The organism is Streptomyces sp. NPDC032721 (assembly GCF_055579625.1).
In genome coordinates this window covers 243,644-262,957 of record NZ_JBVIMX010000001.1, presented here as the reverse complement: position 1 = coordinate 262,957, position 19,314 = coordinate 243,644, and the positions used below count along the sequence as shown (strand labels likewise).

Sequence of the window (19,314 nt, the reverse complement as noted above, 5' to 3'; positions counted from 1 at the left end):
AGACGTGTGCGGAGGTGTGTGCGGAAGGGGGGCGGTCATGTGAGGCGGGGGACCGCGCGCCAGGCGCGGACGGTGATGCCGTAGACCTCGCCGTCTGCGGCGGTCCTGCGGGCGGCGGCCTCACCGGCGGCCTCGAAGAACTCCTGCTGCCGGTGCGCGGGCAGCAGCCTGCTGAAGTACGTGCCGAACGTCGACGCGTGGAAGTCGCGGTACCGCTCCGCGCTCTCCGCCCGCACCGGCACGTGCCGTTCGTACGACGCGGCGATCTCGAAATGCCGCTCCAGCAGCGCCCGTACGTCGTCGGCGGGGCGGGCCCGCACCCCCATCGGGACGATCCCGGCCAGGCCGTCGTCGGCGCCGAGCAGCCGCAGCGCGTCCCGGGCGACCACGTCCTCGCCGCCGAACCCGGCCGCGTCCGTCACCGGATGGTGGGTGGTCAGCACGAAGGCGCCACCACGGGCGAGGTGCGCGGCGATCCAGGCGAACGCCCGGTCCTCGTCCGGATACAGCCAGTGCAGCACGGACGTCATGAACGTCACGTCGAACCGGTCGTCCAGGCGCGGGAGTTCGAGTAGATCGCCGACCAGCAGCTCGGCCCGGCCCGCCAGCCGGGTCCCGGCCTCCCGCACCCGGTGGCCGGATCCGTCGACGCCGACCGCCCGGCCCACCGTGGGCCACCGGTCGAGCGCCGCGCCCAGCAGCGCGCCGGTACCGCAGCCCAGGTCGGCCACCGAGGAGGGGAACGGCGGGGCGAGATCGAGGACCCAGTCGTGGTCCTGGGCCTGCCGGATGCGGCTCACGTCGTCGTAGCCGGACAGGGTGCGGGCGCGGGACAGGATGTCGCCCGGCGTCAGGGCGTCGTCCGGGGTCAGAGTGTCGGCCGGTGCCAGGGTGTGGGCCGGTGCCAGGGTGTCGTCGGTCATCGCGAGGGCCCTTCGGTCAGCGGTTCGGCGATCAGGTCGGAGATGCGCCGGCGCACCGCCGACTGGTCGTGGTTGCGCAGCAGGTTGATCCGGTTGCGCGCCAGGTCTCCCCGGTGCACGTACTCGTACAGGTCCTGCCGCTGGCCGAAGCTGTCCGCCGTCAGGTCCCAGGCCAGCCTGAACAGCCGGGACTTGCGCTCCGCGTCGATGTCTTTGCCGTGCATGTACCGGTCGAGCAGTGGACGCAGTTCCGGTGCGGCCAGGTCCTTCTCGGTGGGCTGCATGAGGATGCCGGACTGGCCGATGCCCCGGACGACCGACACCGCCCGGCCCGCCACCGAGGCCGCCCACACGGCCGCCGCCGGAGTCGGCCCCGGTGCCAGGAACCCGCTGTCGGTACGGTGTGCGGTCGCCTCGCCCGCGTCGAGGAAGTGGTCCAACAGCTGGGCGTACCCGGCGAGTTCGCCCAGCTCCTCCTGAATGTTGCGGAACCCGTCGACACCGATCGACTCGGCGAGGAGCGTGCCGACGCCCAGCAGGGTGCGCAGCCGCTCGCGGTAGCGGACCTGGCCGATGTACTGGCTCCACGCGTTGATCCGGCCGAGTCCCTCGCGGGCCAGCGCGCCGTCACCGAGCAGGAACACCCGGTCCCACGGCACCTCGACGTCGTCGAAGAAGAGCATCGCGTCCTGCTCGTCGTACCGCCCGGCGAACGGGTGCGCGTGCCCGTGCGCCTGCGAGCCGAACGGCTCCCGGCACAGGATGCGCAGCCCCGGCGAGTTCAGCGGCAGCGAGAACCACACCACGAACTCCTCGGAGCCGCGCTGCGCGAACGACGCCGACAGGTACACCAGCACCTCGTGCGCGAACGGCGCCAGCGTCGTCAGCTGCTTCGCACCCCGTACGACGATTCCCTCACTGTCCTCGTGCAGTACGCGCAGGGCCTGGTCCGGATTGTCGAGGGGCGTCGCGGACCGGTCGATCTGCGGATCGCCGAGCGCGTGGGTGAGCAGCAGGTCGCGTTCGGCGGTGAAGCGGTGGTAGGCCGCCGCGTGGTCCCCGAAGCCGGGCCTGTTGGTCTCCAGGCGGTGCCGGAAGTCGAGCAGGCCCACCGCGATGGACGACATGAACGCGGGCGAGCGGCCGTGCTGCCCCCACGACTCGCGCATCCACACCTCGGCGCTGTCGCGGGCTGCCCTCAACTCCTCGGCGGTGGTGGGCGGGTGGTAGCCGCGCCCGATACGCAGCCCGGACACCTCGTCCTCGACGGTGAGCAGGTCGCGGTGGGCCGGGTCGTGCTGGAGGTCGAGCAGCCGGGCGATCTCCTGGACGGGCGCGGCGAACGCGGGGTGCTCCGCGACGTTCTTGATCTCCTCGCCGTCGAGCCACACGCTGCGCCCGTCGTCGAGGCTCGCCAGATAGCGGTCCCCGTCGAGCGCACCGAGCGGTTCGACGGAGGAGTGCAGTGAACTGGTCATCGGATGTGTTCTCCCTGGTGGATCGGGGTCGGGCTCTGGGTCGGCGTCGGCGTCGGGGCCGGCAGGGGTACGAGGCTGCGGTAGCGCCCCGCGTGGTGGACCAGCGGTCTGCCGGGCGTGCTGTGCACCGCGACCACCCGCCCGATCAGCAGCGTGTGGTCGCCGCCGGGCACGACCGCGGCGATCCGGCAGTCGAACCAGCTCAGGCAGTCCGCGAGCACCGGAGCCCCGGTCCCCTCCCGCAACAGCTCTACGGGCGGCGGGAGTTGACGCCGGTGGGCGGGGGCGGCGAAGTGGTCCGCGACGTCCTGCTGGTCGGTGCGCAGCACGTTCACCGAGAGGACCCCGGAGGCCCGGGCCGCCCACACCATCGGGCTGTCCCGGCCGATGGCCACCCCCACGAGGAGCGGGTCCAGCGACAGGGAGGCGAAGGCGGACACAGTCTTCGCCGGGGTGTCGTCCCGGTAGCGGGTGGCGACGACGGTCACTCCGGTCGGGAAGGTGCGGGCGGCGGCGAGGTACTCCTCCGCCGTCACCGCGGGCAGCTCGGTCCTGGTCGCGGTCATCGCACGCTCACCCCGTATCCGGTCAGCCAGCCGTCGATCGCCAGGAGCTGGTCGAGTCCGCCCGTCGGGTGCGGGGCGGCACGCGGCCCGGGGAGCACCTCTCCCGCGTCCAGCCGGCGCTTCACCTCGCCCCGGTCGACCAGGTCGAAGAGCGGACTGTCGCGGAGCAGCAGTTCCTCCACGCCCGTCCGGAGCGCCTGCCCGTACCCCGGTGCCGAACTGGCCGGGTAGCCGCTCTTGGGCCGGTGCAGCACGCTGTCCGGCAGCAGGTCGCCGACCGCGCGGCGCAGCAGCCCCTTGGGGACGCCGCCGGTGTTCTTCAGCGCCCACGGCACGTTCCACAGGTACTCGACCAGCCGGTGGTCCGCGAACGGCACCCGCACCTCCAGGCTCGCCGCCATGCTCATCCGGTCCTTGCGGTCCAGCAGCGCGGGCAGCCACCGGGTCAGCGCCAGGTACGAGATCCGCCGCGCCCGCAGCTCCGCCCCCGACTCGCCCGCCAGCAGCGGGACTTCACCGAGCGCGTCGCTCAGCCGCTGGGCCGCGTACTCCTTCGGCCGGACGAGCGCGGAGACCTCGGGCCGCAACAGGCCGGCCGGGGACGGCTTGCCGTACAGCCAGGGGAAGGCGTCCAGCGGGTGGTCGTGGTGGAAGAACGTGTAGCCGCCGAAGACCTCGTCGGCGACCTCCCCGGACAGGGCCACCGTGACGTGCCGGCGCACCCCCTGGAACAGCAGGTACAGCGAGACGTCCGGCTCGCCCCAGCCGGGCCTGTCCCTGGCCTCCAGGCCAATCCCGCGATGCGCGAGCAGCTCGCTGCCCGGCACGGTCACCGAGGTGTGCGCGGTACCGAGCAGTCCGCTCAGCTCCTGGATGTACGGGGCGTCGCTGTCCCGGTTCCAGTCGCCGAGCTTCTCGGGCCGCTCACCGGCGGGGAAGTCCACCGAGAACGTCGAGACCTTCTCGCCGCTTTCCCCCGCCCGCCCGGCCGCCAGCGCGGTCAGGGTGCTGGAGTCGAGCCCGCCGGACAGCAGCAGGCCCAGCGGTACGTCACTGACCAGTTGCCGCCCCACCGTGTCGGCGAGGATCTCGCGCACCCGGTGTGCGGTGGTGTCCAGGTCGTCGGTGTGCGGGCGGCTCTCCAGGGTCCAGTACGGGCGCTCGACGGGCCCGCCCCGGGCGAAGCGGACCGTGTGTCCCGGCCGTACGGTGCGCAGACCCCGGAAGACGGTGCGGCCGGGGGTCGGCGCGGACGGGACGGCGAACAGCTCGGCCAGGCCCTCGGCGTCGGTCTCGGCCCGGAACAGCGGATTGGCGAGCACCGCCTTCGGCTCCGACCCGAAGAGGAGGTGACCGCGGTCCGACGTCCAGTACAGGGGCTTGACGCCCAGCCTGTCCCGGACGAGCAGCACCTCCTCGCGCCGCACGTCCCAGACGGCGTACGCGAACATCCCGTTGAGCTTCGGTACGGCCGCCTCGCCCCACTGAAGGTGGGCGCGCAGCACCACCTCGGTGTCGGACCGGGTGACGAACCCGTGCCCCAGGGAGGCGAGTTCGGCGCGCAGCTCGCGGAAGTTGTAGACCTCGCCGCTGTACGTGATCACCGCGAGCGGCCGGCCCTGCGCGTCGTGCACCGCCATCGGCTGGGTGCCGCCCTCGACGTCGATGACGGCGAGTCTGCGGTGGCCGAACGCGGCCCGTTCGGAGAGCCAGACGTCCCCCGCGTCCGGGCCGCGCCGGACCATCGAGTCCGTCATGGCACGCAGTGTCGCCGACTCGGTGCGCAGATCGCGCTCCCAGTCGATCCAGCCGGTTATTCCGCACATTGCGTGGCCTCCCAGGTGCAGCCGGGGCCGTCGGGCCCGTCGGCGAGTTCGTGTCGGGCGGTGAAGCCCTTGGCGGCGATGTTGGAGCCGGTGGCGTGCACGCAGTACTCACAGGGCGAGGCCAGCGTCAGCGGCACGCCCCTGGCCTCGGCCTTCTTTCGGTAGTCCCAGATCGCACAGTGCGAGATCTCCAGCACCGCCCGGTCGGGACCGTCCTCGACGATCCGGTAGTCGGACCCGTACAGCTCGGCCTGCCGGGCGATCCGCAGCACCGGATCCAGGGCGCCGTGCCCCTGCTCGGGCTCGACCCACCGGTGGACCTCGGCACCGGCCCGCGCCCAGGCGGCGAGCTCGCCGTGCCCGTAACGCGACACCAGGAAGCGCTCCATCAGGGCCTGCGCCCGGAAGAAGACCCGCTGCCAGGCGTCCGGCGAAGCGAACTCGGTCGGCTGGGAAGGGAGTTCGTGGAAGATCTCCGACCGTACGGAGATCCAGTCGTCGATGTCCCGGCCGCCCCGGGTCTCGGTGAGGTACCGGGTCAGTCCGGCTTCGGCCTCGAAGAGGCGCTGCCGCCACAGGGCGGCACGCTCCGACGGGCTCATGTCGGTGGAGTACTTCTGCTTCATGAGCAGCTCAGCTCTTTCGACCGTGCGGAAAGTGAAGGGGGTGCGGCGGGAAACGGAGCACGGAAGCTGAAACCGGGGATTCGAAACTCCGTCCGCCTGCAATGAATCGGCAGACTACGAAGCCGAATTCCCTTCCGTCAACGGAAATCCGGGAGGCCGTGCACGGCGCATCCTGTGACTGCGAATAACAGCATCCACAGGTTAATTCCTGTTCGGCGTCCGGGAATTTACGCTGACCCCATGGCGCTGTTCGAAGGCTTCGAAACACTGACCGTGCAGGGTGCGGACGGAGTGCCCGTACGGGTGCGCAGGGCGGGCCAGGGCCCGCCGCTGCTCCTGCTGCACGGCTTCCCGCAGACGCACGCGATGTGGCACGCCGTGGCCCCGCGCCTCGCGGAGGACTTCACCGTCATCGTCACGGACCTGCGCGGATACGGGGAGAGCGGCACGCCCCGCACCGAATCCGGGGCCGAATCCGGGGCCGAATCCGGGGCCGATTCCGGGGCCGGTACCGGCTCGGCGTCCGGGTACAGCAAGCGCGCCATGGCCGCCGACCAGGTCCGTGTCATGGCCGAGCTCGGTCACGAGCGGTTCCGGGTGGCCGGCCACGACCGGGGCGCCCGGTGTGCCTACCGGCTCGCCCTCGACCACCCGGACCGGGTGGAGCGCATCGCCGTCCTCGACGTGGTGCCCACGCTGGACGCCCTGCGCGACATCGACGCCGAAGGCGCCCGCCAGCTGTGGCGGTGGTTCGCGCTGGCCCAGCCGGAGCCGGTGCCCGAGCGGCTGATCGCCGCCGACCCCGAGGGGTTCCTGTTCGCCGCCCACCGCGCGCTCTTCGCGCCCGAGGCGTACGAGGCCTACCGGTCGGCGGCGGCCCGCCCCGGCGTCGTACACGCGATGTGCGAGGACTACCGGGCGATGTTCGGCCCCGACCTGGCGCACGACGAGGCCGACCTGCGGGCAGGCCGGCGGATCGGGGCCCCGCTGCTCGCCCTGTGGGGCAAGCGGGCGCACGTCGAGGCCCGGCACGAGGTGCTCGCCGTGTGGCGGCGATGGGCCGACGACGTACGGGGAAGGGCACTGGACTGCGGGCACTTCCTGCCCGAGGAAGCACCCGAGGAGACCTATGCGGAGCTGCACGCCTTCTTCACGGCGTAGCCGGTGTCACGGTCCGGGACCCGGCGCTCCCTGGGCGCGCACGGCATCCGCACCACCTCTGCGGAACCCGCCGACCGGTACTCCCGGACCAGCTCGCCCACCAGTTCACGGTCGGCGGCGCCCACCGGCGCCTGCACCAGGATCAGCGCCTGCGGGTCGTCGACCGGGCGGAACGCCGAGAACAGCAGCTCAAGGCCGCCCTTGCCCGGCAGCAGCACCGACACCTGCTGCGCCGTCAGATCGCCCACGCCCTGGCACTCCCACCACGGCCCCAGCTCGGGAAAGTCCGCGCGCAGCGTCGCGTACACCTCTCTGGTGCGCGGGTCGGAGTCCGCCAGGCGGGCGGTCTGGCCCCGGAAGTGGGCCAGTACGGCGCGGGCCACCGGCTCCCAGTCGAGCAGCGTCGAGCGGAACGCCGGATGCCCCGCCACGCACCACATCAGGTTGCGCCGCCCGACCGGGATGCCGGCCGGGTCGGTCCACACGGCGGCGTACGCGTCGTTCCACGCGGTGATGTCGAAGCGGGAGTCGAGCAGCACCGCCGGGCTGCTCTCCCAGGTGTCGAGCAGGGTCTGCACCCGGGAGGCCACCTCGTGGTGCCCCGCCCCGTCGGACGTCGGCGGCAGCAGGCCCGACAGGGCCAGCACGTGGCGGTACGAGACGGCGTTCAGCCCCAGCGTCCGGGCGACCGCCTCCAGGACCTTCCGGGACGGGATGACCCGCCCCTGCTCCAGCCACGTGTACCAGGCCAGGCCCACCCCGGAGAGCGCGGCGACCTCCTCGCGGCGCAGGCCGGGGGTACGGCGGCGGCCGGTGTCGGGCAGCCCCACCTCGCGCGGGGCGCGGCGTTCTCGATGCGCACGCAGAAAGGCGCCCAGCTCTTTTGAATTCGCCGAATTCGCGGCGTTCTCGTACTCGTTGTCGCCGTCCTGACCGGGGGTATTCCGGTACTGATTTCCGAGGTTTCCAGGATTTCCGGGGGAGGAGGAATGGGTTGCGGGGATACGGGAATTCGTTGCGGGGGTACGGGAATTCATCGACTGTGCCGCCTTCCGGATCGAGCCTTGCCGCGCCGGGGTCAGCCTAGCCCCGCCCCGGTCAACCCGGCCCGAAATGACGGCAGTTGTCCGTCAGCCGAAACGCGGTGTTAGGAATTCCGCAACAGAGTCCGCCGCCCGCACCGCCTCCGCCGAGGTGGCCACGGACAGCTGCCAGCAGTGCGTCGTCCCCGGCCACAGCTCCGCGCGGCACTCCCCGCCCGCCGCCAAGACCCGCTCCGCGAACCGCACGGAGTCGTCGGACAGGACCTCGTCCCGGCTGGCCTGAAGCAGTACGGGCGGCAGCCCGGCGAGCGCCTTGTCCTCGGCGAACAGGGGCGAGGCGGCCGGATGGCGCGGATCGGCCCCGGCGAGGTACGCCTCGGCCGACGCGCCCAGCGAACCCCGGCCCAGGAGCGGGTCGGTGTCCGCACAGCGGTCGTACGACCCGGCGGTCAGCGTCAGATCCAGCCACGGCGAGAGCCCGATCGCGGCGACCGGCGCGGGCAGCCCCGCCTCCTGGGCGGCCAGCAGCACCGCCAGCGCCAGCCCGCCCCCCGCCGAGTCCCCGCCGACCGAGACGCGGTCGGCGGGCGTGCCGCCCTCCAACAGGGCGGTGTAGGCGGCGAGTCCGTCGTCGACGGCGGCGGGGAAGGGGTGCACCGGAGCCAACCGGTAGGCGGGCAGCACCACTTGGACGCGTACACGGTCCGCGAGGTGCGACGCCAGGGGGACACCGATCTCCGGCGAGCCCACGCGGTAGCCGCCGCCGTGGAAGTGGAGGTGGACGCCGCGCGGCGCTCCCTGCCGGGGCTGCACTCGCAGCGCCGGGCGCCCGCCCAGCACCTCGTTCGTCACACTCATCCGCGCAGCTCCGCCAGCAGTCGGCCCAACTGCTGCGGACTCGCGTGCAGTTCGGGGGTGGGGGCGACGCACAGCAGGATCGTCGTCACTCCCGGGTGACGATACGCGGCGATCCGCTCGCGGAGGGCGGCGGGCGAGCCGTGCAGCCAGAGCGCGTCCACGAGGGAGTCAGGCAGCGCGGCGGCGGCCCCGGCCCGGTCGCCCGCCTGGTAGCGGTCGTACGACTCCTTGAGCTGGTGACCGCGCCCGAGCCACTCGTGGAAGGCGTGGTACGGCTTCTGGTTGAGGATCCAGCCGAGGAACCCGCGCCCGGCGGCACGCGCGTACGCGGAGTCGGCAGTCGGGCAGAGGAAGAGCTTGACCACGGTCTCCTTGGCCGACGGCCCGCCGGTCGGCTTTCCGGTCAGCTCCTCGGTCGGCTTTCCGGTCAGCTCCTCGCTCGGTTTCCCGGGCGGCAGGCCCTCGGTGCCCGCCGCGATGACCCGGGGCACGTCGTCGGCGGTCAGCAGGTTCAGCACCGCGCCGTCGCCGTCCTCGTACGCCACACGCAGCATGCGCGGACGCAGCGCCCCGACCAGCACCTTGGGCGGTCGCGGCAGGGTGTGGCCGAGGCTGAAGCCGGGGGCCGACAGGGTCTCGTACGCGTCCCCCACGGGCAGCCCGTGCAGGGCGCGCTTCAGGAACCGCACGGTGTCGCGGACCCGGGCGAGCGGCCGGTCGTGGGTGACCCCGTTGAGCGCGGTGGTGTGCGCGGGGACGGAAGCGCCGACACCGAGCAGGAGTTGGCCCTCCGCGAGCTGGGAGAGGGTGGCGGCGGTCTGCGCGAGGATGCCGGGGCCCCGGGTGAGGACGGGCACCACTCCCGTGCCGAGGCGCAGCCGCGGCTGCCAGGCGGCGGCGGCCGTGAGCGGGGTGAAGGCGTCGATGCCGCCGCCCTCACCGGTCCAGGCGTCGGTGTAGCCGAGATCGGGCAGTGCCTCGACGAGGTGGCGGTGGCCGGGGAGGGAGAGGGTGGGGAGGGGGAGGTTGATGCCCCAGTTGAGGGGGGCGGGGGAGGTCATGGGGTGGCGACTCCTTCTTCGGTGCGGACGCTGGGTGCGTCTGTGACTCGTGTGGTGCCGGCTCGTGTGCGGCCCGCCGTGCGGAACCGCCGTAGCGGCCGCTCCACCAGGTAGTGGCTCAGCGCCGCCAGCAGCACCGTTCCCAGCACCGTCACCGGGAACAGCACCGCGAAGTCCGCGCTGCCCGCCCGCTGTCCGGTGATCCGCAGCCAGCCCTCGACCACGACCATGTGCCACAGGAACAGCCCGTACGACACCCGCCCGAGCCACGCCGGAACCGGCCTGGCCAGCAGCTTCGCCGGCCCGCCCGCAGCGTTCCCGAGCGCGAGCGGCGCGATCAGGGCCACCGCCACCACCGCGTACAGCGCGTGCTCGATCAGCGCCTCGGCCACCGACGGGTAGCGCAGCGTCGTCCCGCTGACCGGCGTCGACACCACCACGTACGCCAGCAGCGCCACGCCCCAGCACCACCACGGCCGCCGCACCAGACGACGTACCGCCGCCGGGGGTCCGCCGGGCCGCGCCGCCAGAACGGCAAGCGCCATCCCGGCCGCGAAGTAACCCGCGTACTCCGGCAGCCACAGCGACGGCAGCGGATAGGCCCCGGCGGACGGTACGTGCGTGGCCACCAGCGAACCGATGGTCACCAGCTCGACCGCCACCAGCACCCCGAACACCGCACCGGTCCGCCCGCGCCGCAGCAGCGGATGGAGCGCGAGTGCCAGCAGCGGCAGTACGGCGTAGAACGCGACCTCCGTCGCCAGGCTCCAGGTCTGCGTGATGCCGAGCGGGATCGGGCCCTGCTCGTAGATGTGCAGCAGCAGGAAGGTGCGGAGCGCGGGCCAGAGCTCCCCGAGCGTGTCGCGGCCGAACCACACGAGCGAGACCAGCGCCACCAGCCAGTACGCGGGCAGGATGCGCAGGACGCGGTGCCACAAGTAGCGGCCGGTGAAGGGGGGTTGGCCGCCGTCGCGGGCGGCGTTCGCGTACGGGCGGTAGAGCAGGAGCCCCGACAGTACGAAGAAGATCGGCACGCCCACCGTGAACCGGGAGACGACGGGACCCAGCGGGCCCGCCTCGCCGATGCCGAGCCAGCTGGAAGCGACCTGGCCGGTGTAGATGCCGACGTGCAGGGCGATCACCAGGAGCGCGGCGACGGCACGCAGGCCGTCCAGGGCGGGGGCGCGATTGCGGGTGGTGTCGGGGGTGGGGGCCGTGGTGACCGGGGTGGCCGGGGTGGCTGTGGGGGCTGTGGTGGCCGTGGTGGCCGCCACTTGGGTCTCAGACGCGCTCATCAGCCTCGGCCCCTTCCTGAGCCACAGCTTCCTCAGCCGCAGCGCCCCGCGTCACCCGCAGCCGCCCGACCAGCGGTACGGCCACCAGCCCGGCCAGCAGGGCGAGTCCGCCGCCCACCACCGCCGTTCCGGTGTCGGCGTGCGCGAAGGTGCCCGCGATTCCGACGCCGACGGACGTGCCCGCGTACAGCGTCGCGCTGTTCCAGGAACTGGAGGTCGCGCCCAGTTCGGGCCGGGCCGAGATCAGCAGCGTCTGGATGATCGTGCCGAACGCGCCGCTCGCGAAGAACCACACCAGCACCGCCGCGTACGCCACGATCGACGACGTACCCAGGGCCGCCAGCACGGCCCCGGCACCCAGCACCAGCGACCAGACCGGAATCCATCCGGCGTCGCCCGCACCCCTGGCCCTGGCCCGGTCGCCGATCCGTCCCGCGGTCAGCGAGCCCAGCGCGCTGCCCGCGCCGACCAGGATGCCGAGCAGCCCGAGCGCGTTCACGGACAGCCCGAACCGGTCGTGCAGCGCGGTGCCGAGGAAGGTGTACGCACCCAGGTTCGCGGCCTGGAGCAGGAACACCACGATCAGGGTGTGCCGCAGCGTGCGGTCGCCCCACACCGAGAACACCGCCCCGAACCGCAGGGGTTGGGGCTCCCGCGGCGCCTGCGCGGCAGCCCTGTCGGCACTCTTGCCCGGTGCCTTCGTCTGCGCGAGCACCAGCGGCACGGCCGCCACCGTCAGCACGGTCAGCGCCCAGAACGAGGCCCGCCAGCCGCCCCACCCGGCCAGGAAGCTCCCGGCCGGAACACCGAGCACCTGACCCGCCGAGAAGAGCGCCATCCCGTAACCGACCGCCCGCCCGCGCACCGCCTCGGGCGCGGTCTCCGCGAGGTGCGCCCAGATCGACGGGCCCGCCAGCGCCGCGCCCAGGGCACCGAGTACGCGGGCGATCACCAGCACGGTCAGATTGCCCGCGACGGCGGCCAGCGCGTTGCCGAGCAGGAACAGGACCGTTCCGGCCAGGATCGTCGGACGCCGCCCGAACCGGTCGGACACCGCACCGAGGAAGGGCGCCGTCAGCGCGTACACCAGGGTGTAGGCCGTCACGGTGCTTGCCGCAGCGGCCACCGACACCCCGACCGAACCCGCGATCGTCGGCAGCAGCGGCGACACCAGGAAGGTCTCGGTGCCGATCAGGAAGAGCAGCAGATAGACACCGGTGTACGCCGCCCAGGGCACCTTGGGGCCGGCTGCGGCGGTGTCGGTGCCCGCCCGTTCAGCGACGGACGGGGGAGTTTCGGGGGGCACGGGGTTCCTCTCGCCGGGCAGGGTGGGGGAGCGGGCGGTCCGCCCTGCCGGATGGCGGCAGGGGCGCGCCCACGTGCTCGATCGTCGCGGTGCCCGCCGGGAGCAGCCAGATCCCGAATCATGCTGTTACTGGCACACACAGGCTGGGCAGTTCGTCGCCCAACTCCCGCCGCAGCGCCCCGAGGAACCGTTCCGCGAACACCGGATGCCCGGCCGGTCCGGGATGCAGCCGGTCCAACTCCGGTGGCTCCAGCAGCAGTTCGGCCTCACCCGGTCCGAACACGTCCAGCCCGTCGACGTAGTGCAGCGCCGTGTCCCCGTGCGTGCGCAGGAGTCGTACGACCGCCTCGGTGTGTCTGCGGCAGTCCTCGATCGTCAGTCCGGACGGGCCTGGCACCGTCTCGCGGTCCGGCGCGAGGATCGTCGACATCAGGACGAACGGAGTGCCCGGGTGCCGCTCGCGCACCGTACGGACGAAGCCGACGAGCGCCGAGCGGAAGGCGTCCGGACTGTGGCTGCCCAGCGCCTGGATGTTGATCCCGACGCACGCCGTCAGCAGCTCGGCGGGCAGGTCCCGCATCAGCCGGGCGGTCATCGGCTGCAGGCAGCAGGCGGCCCCCAGCGCCAGCGACGTCAGATCGAGCCCCGCCCGGCGGGCGACGAGCGCATGCCAGGCGCGCACCGGGGACGCGGCGCCGCGCCCCTGCGAGATGGAACTGCCGTAATGCACCCAGCGTGGCTGGAGGGACGTGTCGGGCGCGAGCGAGGAACCCGCGTCGAGCGCCAGCGAGCGCAGCCGGAACTGGTGGTACGTCGGCAGCCACAGCTCCACCGTGACCGGGCGTCCCGGCTCGCCCGGCAGCCTTGCCACCCGGAAGTGCGCATCGCCGCCGTCCGCCGTGAGGCCGACCGTCCCGGTGGGCAGCCCGTCGCAGACCACGTCGAGCCGGGGGAGCTCCTGCGGGCCGTTCAGGCGTGGTGCGGGGTCGGCCTGGTAGTGGCAAGTCAGGGTGCGGCTGTCGGTACGGAACGTCAGCCGCACCCCGGCAGGCATGGCGGCTCGCCCGATGCCGCCCTCCGGCAGGTGCAGCCGCGCTTCGTCGTACGGCACGCGCCAGGGCGACACCCAGCCGCCGTCGGGTGCGCGCTGCACGGAGACGGCGCCGCGGAAACGGAGCGCGGGGTGGTCGCACGGCACGGTCACGGGGGTGGTCACTGCTGACACGTGGGTCCCTCCTCGGGTCGGGGTCGCGTCATCTTCCGTGGCGCGGGGAGGGGCCAACCAGTCGTTGCGGATGCTGTGACTGGAACTCACGGCCATGACGTACGGCACAGGTGTTGCGATCGTGACTGATGAGTCAGTCAGCACCTCAATGCAGGGATCAGACGGACTGCGCGTTGAGATTTGCTCAACACATGCGTACGGTGGCCGACCATGCAGCACGAAGCAGCGGGACCCCTGGATCCCGAGCCCGGCACCGAGTCCGGCACCGAGTCCGCGCCCGAGTCCGCCCCCGAGCCCGCGTCCGCCGTGGCCGCCCGGGTGCGGGAGGTCATCGCGGCGGCCGGGGTCAGCCAGCGCGAGTTCGCACGGCGGGTCGTGATGGACCCCTCCAAGCTGTCCCGCTCGCTCGGCGGCACCCGTCGCTTCACCGCCGCCGAACTGGCCAGGATCGCCGATACGGCCGGTGCGGACGCGGGCTGGCTGCTCGGCTCGCAGGCTCCCCGCCCGGCGGCCGCCGCAGCGGTACGCCGTACCCGGGGCGCGGCGGCCATCACGGCCCCGGACGGCGGCCGGCCCCTCCAGATCGTCCGCGAGACCGTCCGCCTGATCGCCGAGCGCGGCTTCCACGCGGTACGGGTCGCCGACATCGCCGAGGCCTGCGCCACCAGCACCGCCGCCATCCACTACCACTTCCCCGGCCGCGACGACCTGCTCGAAGCGGCCGTCCGCTGGTGCATGGACGAGGACACCGCGCGCCGGGCCGCCCGTACCGCCGAGGCGCGGGACGCCGCCGACGAACTGCGCCAGCTCATCGAGCTCCAGACCCCCTACAGCGAGCAGCAGCGCCGCCAGTGGCACGTCTGGCTCGACCTGTGGGCCGAGGCGGCCCGCTCCACCGCCGTGGGCCGGCTGCACGTCGAGTACTACCGGCAGTGGCGGGACACCGTCGCCGACGTCGTACGGCGCGGAGTCGCGCAGGGCGCCTTCAGGACCGGCACCGACCCCGAGGCCGCCGCACTCCGGCTGACCGCCCTCATCGACGGCCTCGCCAGCCAGGTGCTCGCCTCCACCCCCGCCGGAACCGGACCGGACGGCGGCACCAGCGCGCAGGACATGCACGAAGCGCTGCTCGCGTACGTGGACGCCACGCTCACCAGTAGCGGCAACTGACGGACCGTCAATCAAGCACTACCACAAGGAGATTCCGTATGTCCGTGAACCAGGACGTCATCATCACCTGCGCCCTCACCGGCGCCGGGGACACCGTCCGCAAGAGCCCGCACGTCCCCGTCACCCCCGAGCAGATAGCCAGGTCGGCCGTCGAGGCGGCCGACGCGGGGGCGGCCGTCGTGCACATCCATGTGCGCGACCCCGAGACCGGCGACCCGTCGCGCGACCCGCGCCTCTACCGCGAGGTCGTCGAGCGGATCAAGGAGACCGGCACCGACGTCGTCATCAACCTCACCGCGGGCATGGGCGGCGACCTGGTCATCGACCCCGACCAGCCGCTCAAGGACTTTCCGCTGCCCGGCACCGACCTCGTCGGCGGCCTGGACCGGCTGCCGCACGTCGAGGAGCTGCTCCCCGACATCTGCACCCTGGACTGCGGCTCGCTGAACTTCGGCGACAACCTCTACATCTCCACCCCCGACATGCTGCGGGCCGGTGCCAAGCGCATCCAGGAGCTGGGCGTACGGCCCGAGTTGGAGATCTTCGACACCGGGCAGCTGTGGTTCGCCAAGCAGCTCCTCGCCGAGGGCCTGCTCGACGACCCGACCGTCTTCCAGCTGTGCATGGGCATCCCGTGGGGCGCCCCGGCAGACCCGGGCGTACTCCAGGCGATGGTCAACATGCTGCCCGAGGGCGCCCAGTTCGCCAGCTTCGCGCTCGGCCGGATGCAGATGCCGTGGGCCGCCCAGTCCATCCTGCTCGGCGGCCACGTCCGCGTCGGCCTGGAGGACAACCTCTACCTCGGCAAGGGCAACAAGGTCACCAACGCCCAGCTCGTCGAGCGCGCCGTGACCCTCACCGAGTCGCTCGGCTCGCGCGTCGCCACCCCGGACGAGGCCCGCCAGAAGCTGGGCCTCAAGCCGCGCGGCTGAACGCCCCGCCGCCGCCTCGCCCTTCACTCGCACCTGTTCCCCCAGGCCCCGATACCCCCACACCCCCACGCCCTCATCCGCGAGGAGTTCCCCCACCATGAGTTCTGCCCCCGTGCCCGCCGCCCCGTGCGCCCCCGAGGACGTACGCCGGGTCGCCTGTGTCGGCGCCGGTGTCATCGGCGGCGGCTGGGTCGCCCACTACCTGGCCCGTGGCTACGACGTCACCGCCTGGGACCCGGCCCCCGACGCCGAGCAGAAGCTGCGCCGCCTCGTCGACGCCGCCTGGCCCGCACTCGTACAGCTCGGGCCGGCGGACGGCGCTTCCCCGGACCGGCTCACCGTCACCGCGACTCTCGAAGAAGCTGTCGCAGACGCCCAGTTCGTGCAGGAGAGCGCGCCCGAGAAGTTGGAGCTCAAGCGCGACCTGCTCGCCCAGCTCGACGCCGCCGCGCCCGCCGGGGTCGTGATCGCGTCCTCCACCTCCGGCTACCCGATGACGGACATGCAGACCGAGGCCGCCGACCCCGGCCGGCTCGTCGTCGGCCACCCGTTCAACCCGCCGTACCTGATCCCGCTCGTCGAGGTCGTCGGCGGCGAGCGGACCACCCCGGAGGCCGTCGCCTGGGCGTCGCGCTTCTACGAGGTCGCGGGCAAGTCGGTCATCACCATGGACCGCGAGGTCCCCGGCTTCATCGCCAACCGCCTCCAGGAAGCCCTGTGGCGCGAGGCCCTGCACATGGTCGCCAACGGCGAGGCCACCGTCCGGGAGATCGACGACTCCATCACCGAGGGCCCCGGTCTGCGCTGGGCGTTCATGGGCCCGATGCTCACCTTCGCGCTCGCGGGCGGCGAGGGCGGCATGGCCCACATGCTCGACCACTTCGGCCCCTCCCTGAAGTCCCCGTGGACCCGGCTCGAAGCGCCGGAACTCGACAAGAAGCTGTACGACGACGTGGTCGCGGGATGCGACGACGCGGCGGACGGCCGCACCATCGCGGACCTCGTCGCCGAACGCGACCAGGGCGTCATCGACGTACTGCGCGCGACCGGCCGCCTCCCGCACCAGCGCACCGGGGGAGAGGCCAAGTGAGCGACCCGAACACCACCGACCCGAACACCACCGAAGCGGCTGCCACCGAACCGGTCGGCACCGAACCGGTCGGCACCTTCGCGCACCTGCCGCTCGTCCACCACACGGTCCGGCCCGAGTGGATCGACTACAACGGCCATATGAGCGAGGCCTTCTACGTCCTCGTCTTCGGGTACGCCACCGACACCATGATGATCGAGACCGGACTCCACGCGGGCTACCGCGAGAGCACCGGCTGCTCCCTCTACACGGTCGAGGCGCACATCAGGTACCTCAATGACGTGCCCGAGGGCGCCAGGCTCGCGGTCCGCACCCGGGTGCTGGGCGCGGACGCGAAGAAGCTCCGCTTCGCCCACGAGCTCTTCGTCGTCGACGCCGCCGATGACGAGTCCCCCGCGACTCTCCCGGCCGACGCCGAGCCGGTGGCCACCACCGAACTCCTCGCCCTCCACGTCGACCAGGCGGCGGGCCGGGCCACCCCGTTCCCCGATGCCGTCCGCGAACGGCTGGTCTCCCTCACCGAGGAAGCCCCGGTGTGGGCGGGCCGCTCGATCGTCCAGGTGCCCTCACCCCGTTCCTGATCCCGGCGCTGCTCCCGGCCCCGACTCCTGGTGGAGTTCGGCGCTCACCGAGAGCCGGATCTGCGCTTCCGTCCAGGCGGCGCGGGCGGCTTCGGTGCCGAGCGGGAGCGCCGTCAGGAGGTCGCGTACGAGCCCGGCCGCCCGGTCGAGACCGCACCGGGCCAGCCAGGCCGCCACGTCCTCCAGCCGGGCCCGCACCGAGGGCGGCGGGTTGCGCAGCCCGTGGTGCGCGGCCTCGGCGAGCGCGCCGAGCGCGTCGTCCAGCGCCGCACCGATCGGGTCGGCGGAGTGCCCTTCAACTCCCGGGCGCGACACGAGGGTTGACGTGGCGGCCGGGGTCAGGTCGGGGACGGTCACCGCCCCGTCCGGGGTCAGTACGGCCAGCGGGTCGATGTGGACGCGCCCCCGGGAACGGGACAGCACCCCACTCACGTACCGGACGGGACCGCCCTCCCGGAGCGCCCCGGCCAGGACGTCCAGCGCGCCGGGGCAGAGCGGGTTGTACACCGCCGAGACCAGCGCAGCCGTACCCACGGCGTCGTACACCTCCACCTCCAGCCGCTGCTCGGCCGGGTCGTACGACGCCGGGCCGATCCGCGACAGTTCCACCACCCGTACGCTCTCCGCCTCGACGCGCGGCCGGATCAGCCGGGGCGGCTGCCCGTCCCTGGCCGCCGAGTACGCGGCGAGATCCCGTACGAGCAGGGAAGCGGGCAGGTCCGCCCAGGACGAACCCGCGGGGACGACGGTGGTGGTGGAGACCCGGCTGCGCGCCAGCGACAGCGCACGGCTCGCCGTCCGCCGGGCGGACTCGCTGACCAGGCTGCCCGAGGCGAGCGCCCGCAACGTCGTCCCGGCCACCCGCCGGGCGGCCAGCTCGGCCCCGCCGAGCAGCTCGTCGAGGGGGAGACCGGTGTGCTTGTCGGCCGGCCGGGGCCAGTCCTTGCGCAGCACCAGCACCAGACCCGCGTCGGGGTGCGCGAAGAACACCTCGGCCGCCGTGCCCGTACCGTCCCCGTCGGCGCCGCCGGCCGCGCTCACCCGGCAACCCAGCGAGGTGAGCCGCACCCGCCGCAGCGGGGTCTCCCCGGCCTCCCGCACGCCCAGTACGTCGGCCCGCGCGTCGGGGTCCGCGAGGGCGGCGCGACGTCTCGCGTACAACTCCCCGGCGAGGGCGGCGAAGTCCTCGGCCCGGTACGCGGCACTACGGGCGTGGTACGCCGCCAACTGCCCGGCGAGTGCCTCGACCACTCCGGCGGGCCAGTGCAACGAGGCCGCCGACAGCCGCTTGCCGGCCTGGCGCAGGGTGCCGCCCAGCAGCGGACCGGAATGCGCGACACCGTCGAGGAGGAGGTCCCCCACCGCGTCGAGCGCCCTGTCCAGGGCGGTGGTCGAGGTGGCGGTGGGCCGGGGACGGCCGGTGCCGCCGACGTGGACGCGGGCGGGAGCGGGAGCGGCGGTGCCGCCGTCGGCATCAGGATCCGCATCCGCATCCGCGGCCCGGAACGCCCACACCGCGAGCGCCAGCATCTCGCCCCGCAGGGTGGCCGTGGCATCCGTCAGGGCATACCCGATCTCGCCCGGCACCGGGAACCGGACGGTACAGGTGGGCAGTTCCACCCAGGGCGCCGTACCGTCCGCCCCGCCCCGGTGCACCTGGGCCGCGTACCCGCGCACGAACGTCCGCCGAGCAGCCGCCATCGAGCGAGCCCCGACCGCCGTCACCAACGCCTCGTCGCCGAACCCCCCGGGCGACCAGACGGCACCGGGCGCCACTCCCGGAGCGACGGGACCGGCGCCAGGCACGGCATCGACCGCGGAACCGGTGGCGGCGAGCCCAGCCGCAGTGCCAGCCGCGGCGCCGGTAGCCGCGACACCAGCCGCAGCGCCTGCCGCAGCACTAGCCGTGGCACCGGAAGCCGTAGCGCCAGCCGTGGCACCGGTGGCGGCGAGACCAGCCGTAGCACCGGTAACTGCGGCCCCGGCACCGGCAGCCACGACGCCAGCCGAAGCGTGAGCCGTGGTACCGGTGGCCGCGAGACCAGCCGCAGCACTAGACGTGGCACCGGTGGCCGCAGCACCGGTAACGGCAGCACCGGTACCCGCGACCCCGGTCGCAGTGCCAGCCCCGGCACCGGTAGTTGCGACCCCAGGCACAGCGCCAGCCGTCGCA

Annotated in this window: 17 protein-coding genes; 5 read left to right on the top strand and 12 right to left on the bottom strand. The window is 73.2% G+C overall.

From position 1 onward, the window contains the following. Positions 1–35: 35 nt before the first annotated feature. Genes ACZ5PB_RS01100 through ACZ5PB_RS01080 form a run of 5 tightly spaced genes read right to left on the bottom strand, consistent with a single transcriptional unit; the run spans position 36 to position 5,419 of the window. Entirely contained in the window at positions 36–923 is an 888-nt protein-coding gene (locus ACZ5PB_RS01100; RefSeq protein WP_468686677.1) for a class I SAM-dependent methyltransferase, read from the bottom strand. Then, positions 920–2,401, bottom strand: coding sequence for a 4-hydroxyphenylacetate 3-hydroxylase family protein (locus tag ACZ5PB_RS01095; RefSeq protein ID WP_468686675.1), 1,482 nt, complete (start codon positions 2,399–2,401; stop codon positions 920–922). The genes ACZ5PB_RS01100 and ACZ5PB_RS01095 overlap by 4 nt, the downstream gene beginning before the upstream one ends. Beyond that, on the bottom strand, positions 2,398–2,967 hold the full coding sequence (locus ACZ5PB_RS01090; RefSeq protein ID WP_468686674.1) for a flavin reductase family protein: 570 nt from the start codon (positions 2,965–2,967) through the stop codon (positions 2,398–2,400). The genes ACZ5PB_RS01095 and ACZ5PB_RS01090 overlap by 4 nt, the downstream gene beginning before the upstream one ends. Next, positions 2,964–4,793: an asparagine synthase (glutamine-hydrolyzing) gene (gene asnB, locus ACZ5PB_RS01085; protein ID WP_468686673.1), complete on the bottom strand. Its 1,830-nt coding sequence runs from the start codon at positions 4,791–4,793 to the stop codon at positions 2,964–2,966. Before asnB ends, ACZ5PB_RS01090 begins: the two co-directional genes overlap by 4 nt. Beyond that, positions 4,781–5,419 (bottom strand): hypothetical protein, encoded by a 639-nt coding sequence (locus tag ACZ5PB_RS01080; protein ID WP_468686672.1) that lies wholly within the window; start codon positions 5,417–5,419, stop codon positions 4,781–4,783. Before ACZ5PB_RS01080 ends, asnB begins: the two co-directional genes overlap by 13 nt. A gap of 240 nt (positions 5,420–5,659) precedes the next feature. Between ACZ5PB_RS01080 and ACZ5PB_RS01075 the strand changes: the two genes are divergently transcribed. After that, a complete protein-coding gene (locus ACZ5PB_RS01075) occupies positions 5,660–6,580 on the top strand; it encodes an alpha/beta fold hydrolase (RefSeq protein WP_468686671.1) in 921 nt (306 codons plus the stop codon). Here the strand turns inward: ACZ5PB_RS01075 and ACZ5PB_RS01070 are convergent. From ACZ5PB_RS01070 to ACZ5PB_RS01045, 6 genes are all read right to left on the bottom strand, one after another. After that, on the bottom strand, positions 6,547–7,458 hold the full coding sequence (locus ACZ5PB_RS01070; protein WP_468688217.1) for a helix-turn-helix domain-containing protein: 912 nt from the start codon (positions 7,456–7,458) through the stop codon (positions 6,547–6,549). The genes ACZ5PB_RS01075 and ACZ5PB_RS01070 overlap by 34 nt on opposite strands. Before the next feature lie 252 nt (positions 7,459–7,710). After that, positions 7,711–8,481, bottom strand: a complete 771-nt coding sequence (locus ACZ5PB_RS01065) for an alpha/beta hydrolase (RefSeq protein ID WP_468686670.1) — start codon at positions 8,479–8,481, stop codon at positions 7,711–7,713. Further along, complete coding sequence (locus tag ACZ5PB_RS01060) at positions 8,478–9,542, bottom strand: LLM class flavin-dependent oxidoreductase (protein WP_468686669.1); 1,065 nt, start codon at positions 9,540–9,542, stop codon at positions 8,478–8,480. Before ACZ5PB_RS01060 ends, ACZ5PB_RS01065 begins: the two co-directional genes overlap by 4 nt. Further along, positions 9,539–10,837: an acyltransferase family protein gene (locus ACZ5PB_RS01055; RefSeq protein WP_468686667.1), complete on the bottom strand. Its 1,299-nt coding sequence runs from the start codon at positions 10,835–10,837 to the stop codon at positions 9,539–9,541. Before ACZ5PB_RS01055 ends, ACZ5PB_RS01060 begins: the two co-directional genes overlap by 4 nt. Continuing rightward, on the bottom strand, positions 10,824–12,143 hold the full coding sequence (locus ACZ5PB_RS01050) for an MFS transporter (RefSeq protein WP_468686665.1): 1,320 nt from the start codon (positions 12,141–12,143) through the stop codon (positions 10,824–10,826). The genes ACZ5PB_RS01055 and ACZ5PB_RS01050 overlap by 14 nt, the downstream gene beginning before the upstream one ends. A gap of 118 nt (positions 12,144–12,261) precedes the next feature. Then, positions 12,262–13,368 (bottom strand): GDSL-type esterase/lipase family protein, encoded by a 1,107-nt coding sequence (locus tag ACZ5PB_RS01045; protein ID WP_468686664.1) that lies wholly within the window; start codon positions 13,366–13,368, stop codon positions 12,262–12,264. 210 nt (positions 13,369–13,578) lie between these two features. Between ACZ5PB_RS01045 and ACZ5PB_RS01040 the strand changes: the two genes are divergently transcribed. The 4 genes from ACZ5PB_RS01040 (at position 13,579) to ACZ5PB_RS01025 (ending at position 17,141) form a co-directional block, all read left to right on the top strand. Next, on the top strand, positions 13,579–14,538 hold the full coding sequence (locus tag ACZ5PB_RS01040; protein ID WP_468686663.1) for a TetR/AcrR family transcriptional regulator: 960 nt from the start codon (positions 13,579–13,581) through the stop codon (positions 14,536–14,538). A 38-nt stretch (positions 14,539–14,576) separates the two neighbouring features. Next, positions 14,577–15,470: a beta-keto acid cleavage family enzyme gene (locus tag ACZ5PB_RS01035; RefSeq protein WP_468686662.1), complete on the top strand. Its 894-nt coding sequence runs from the start codon at positions 14,577–14,579 to the stop codon at positions 15,468–15,470. Between the two features lie 97 nt (positions 15,471–15,567). Next, positions 15,568–16,560 carry a 3-hydroxyacyl-CoA dehydrogenase NAD-binding domain-containing protein gene (locus tag ACZ5PB_RS01030; RefSeq protein WP_468686661.1) on the top strand — a complete coding sequence of 331 codons (993 nt, stop codon included), beginning with the start codon at positions 15,568–15,570 and terminating at the stop codon, positions 16,558–16,560. A gap of 86 nt (positions 16,561–16,646) precedes the next feature. After that, positions 16,647–17,141, top strand: a complete 495-nt coding sequence (locus ACZ5PB_RS01025) for a thioesterase family protein (protein ID WP_468688215.1) — start codon at positions 16,647–16,649, stop codon at positions 17,139–17,141. On the opposite strand, the gene ACZ5PB_RS01020 is transcribed toward ACZ5PB_RS01025, so the two are convergent. Next, a complete protein-coding gene (locus ACZ5PB_RS01020; RefSeq protein WP_468686660.1) occupies positions 17,127–18,947 on the bottom strand; it encodes a hypothetical protein in 1,821 nt (606 codons plus the stop codon). The genes ACZ5PB_RS01025 and ACZ5PB_RS01020 overlap by 15 nt on opposite strands. Positions 18,948–19,314 lie beyond the last annotated feature (367 nt).

Bases quoted from the DNA above. Each gene is read 5' to 3' on its own strand.
- ACZ5PB_RS01090 (WP_468686674.1), bottom strand. From the start codon at position 2,967: ATGACCGCGACCAGGACCGAGCTGCCCGCGGTGACGGCGGAGGAGTAC.
- ACZ5PB_RS01075 (WP_468686671.1), top strand. From the start codon at position 5,660: ATGGCGCTGTTCGAAGGCTTCGAAACACTGACCGTGCAGGGTGCGGAC.
- ACZ5PB_RS01060 (WP_468686669.1), bottom strand. From the start codon at position 9,542: ATGACCTCCCCCGCCCCCCTCAACTGGGGCATCAACCTCCCCCTCCCC.
- asnB (WP_468686673.1), bottom strand. From the start codon at position 4,793: ATGTGCGGAATAACCGGCTGGATCGACTGGGAGCGCGATCTGCGCACC.
- ACZ5PB_RS01080 (WP_468686672.1), bottom strand. From the start codon at position 5,419: ATGAAGCAGAAGTACTCCACCGACATGAGCCCGTCGGAGCGTGCCGCC.
- ACZ5PB_RS01035 (WP_468686662.1), top strand. From the start codon at position 14,577: ATGTCCGTGAACCAGGACGTCATCATCACCTGCGCCCTCACCGGCGCC.
- ACZ5PB_RS01095 (WP_468686675.1), bottom strand. From the start codon at position 2,401: ATGACCAGTTCACTGCACTCCTCCGTCGAACCGCTCGGTGCGCTCGAC.
- ACZ5PB_RS01055 (WP_468686667.1), bottom strand. From the start codon at position 10,837: ATGAGCGCGTCTGAGACCCAAGTGGCGGCCACCACGGCCACCACAGCC.
- ACZ5PB_RS01040 (WP_468686663.1), top strand. From the start codon at position 13,579: ATGCAGCACGAAGCAGCGGGACCCCTGGATCCCGAGCCCGGCACCGAG.
- ACZ5PB_RS01065 (WP_468686670.1), bottom strand. From the start codon at position 8,481: ATGAGTGTGACGAACGAGGTGCTGGGCGGGCGCCCGGCGCTGCGAGTG.
- ACZ5PB_RS01030 (WP_468686661.1), top strand. From the start codon at position 15,568: ATGAGTTCTGCCCCCGTGCCCGCCGCCCCGTGCGCCCCCGAGGACGTA.
- ACZ5PB_RS01100 (WP_468686677.1), bottom strand. From the start codon at position 923: ATGACCGACGACACCCTGGCACCGGCCCACACCCTGGCACCGGCCGAC.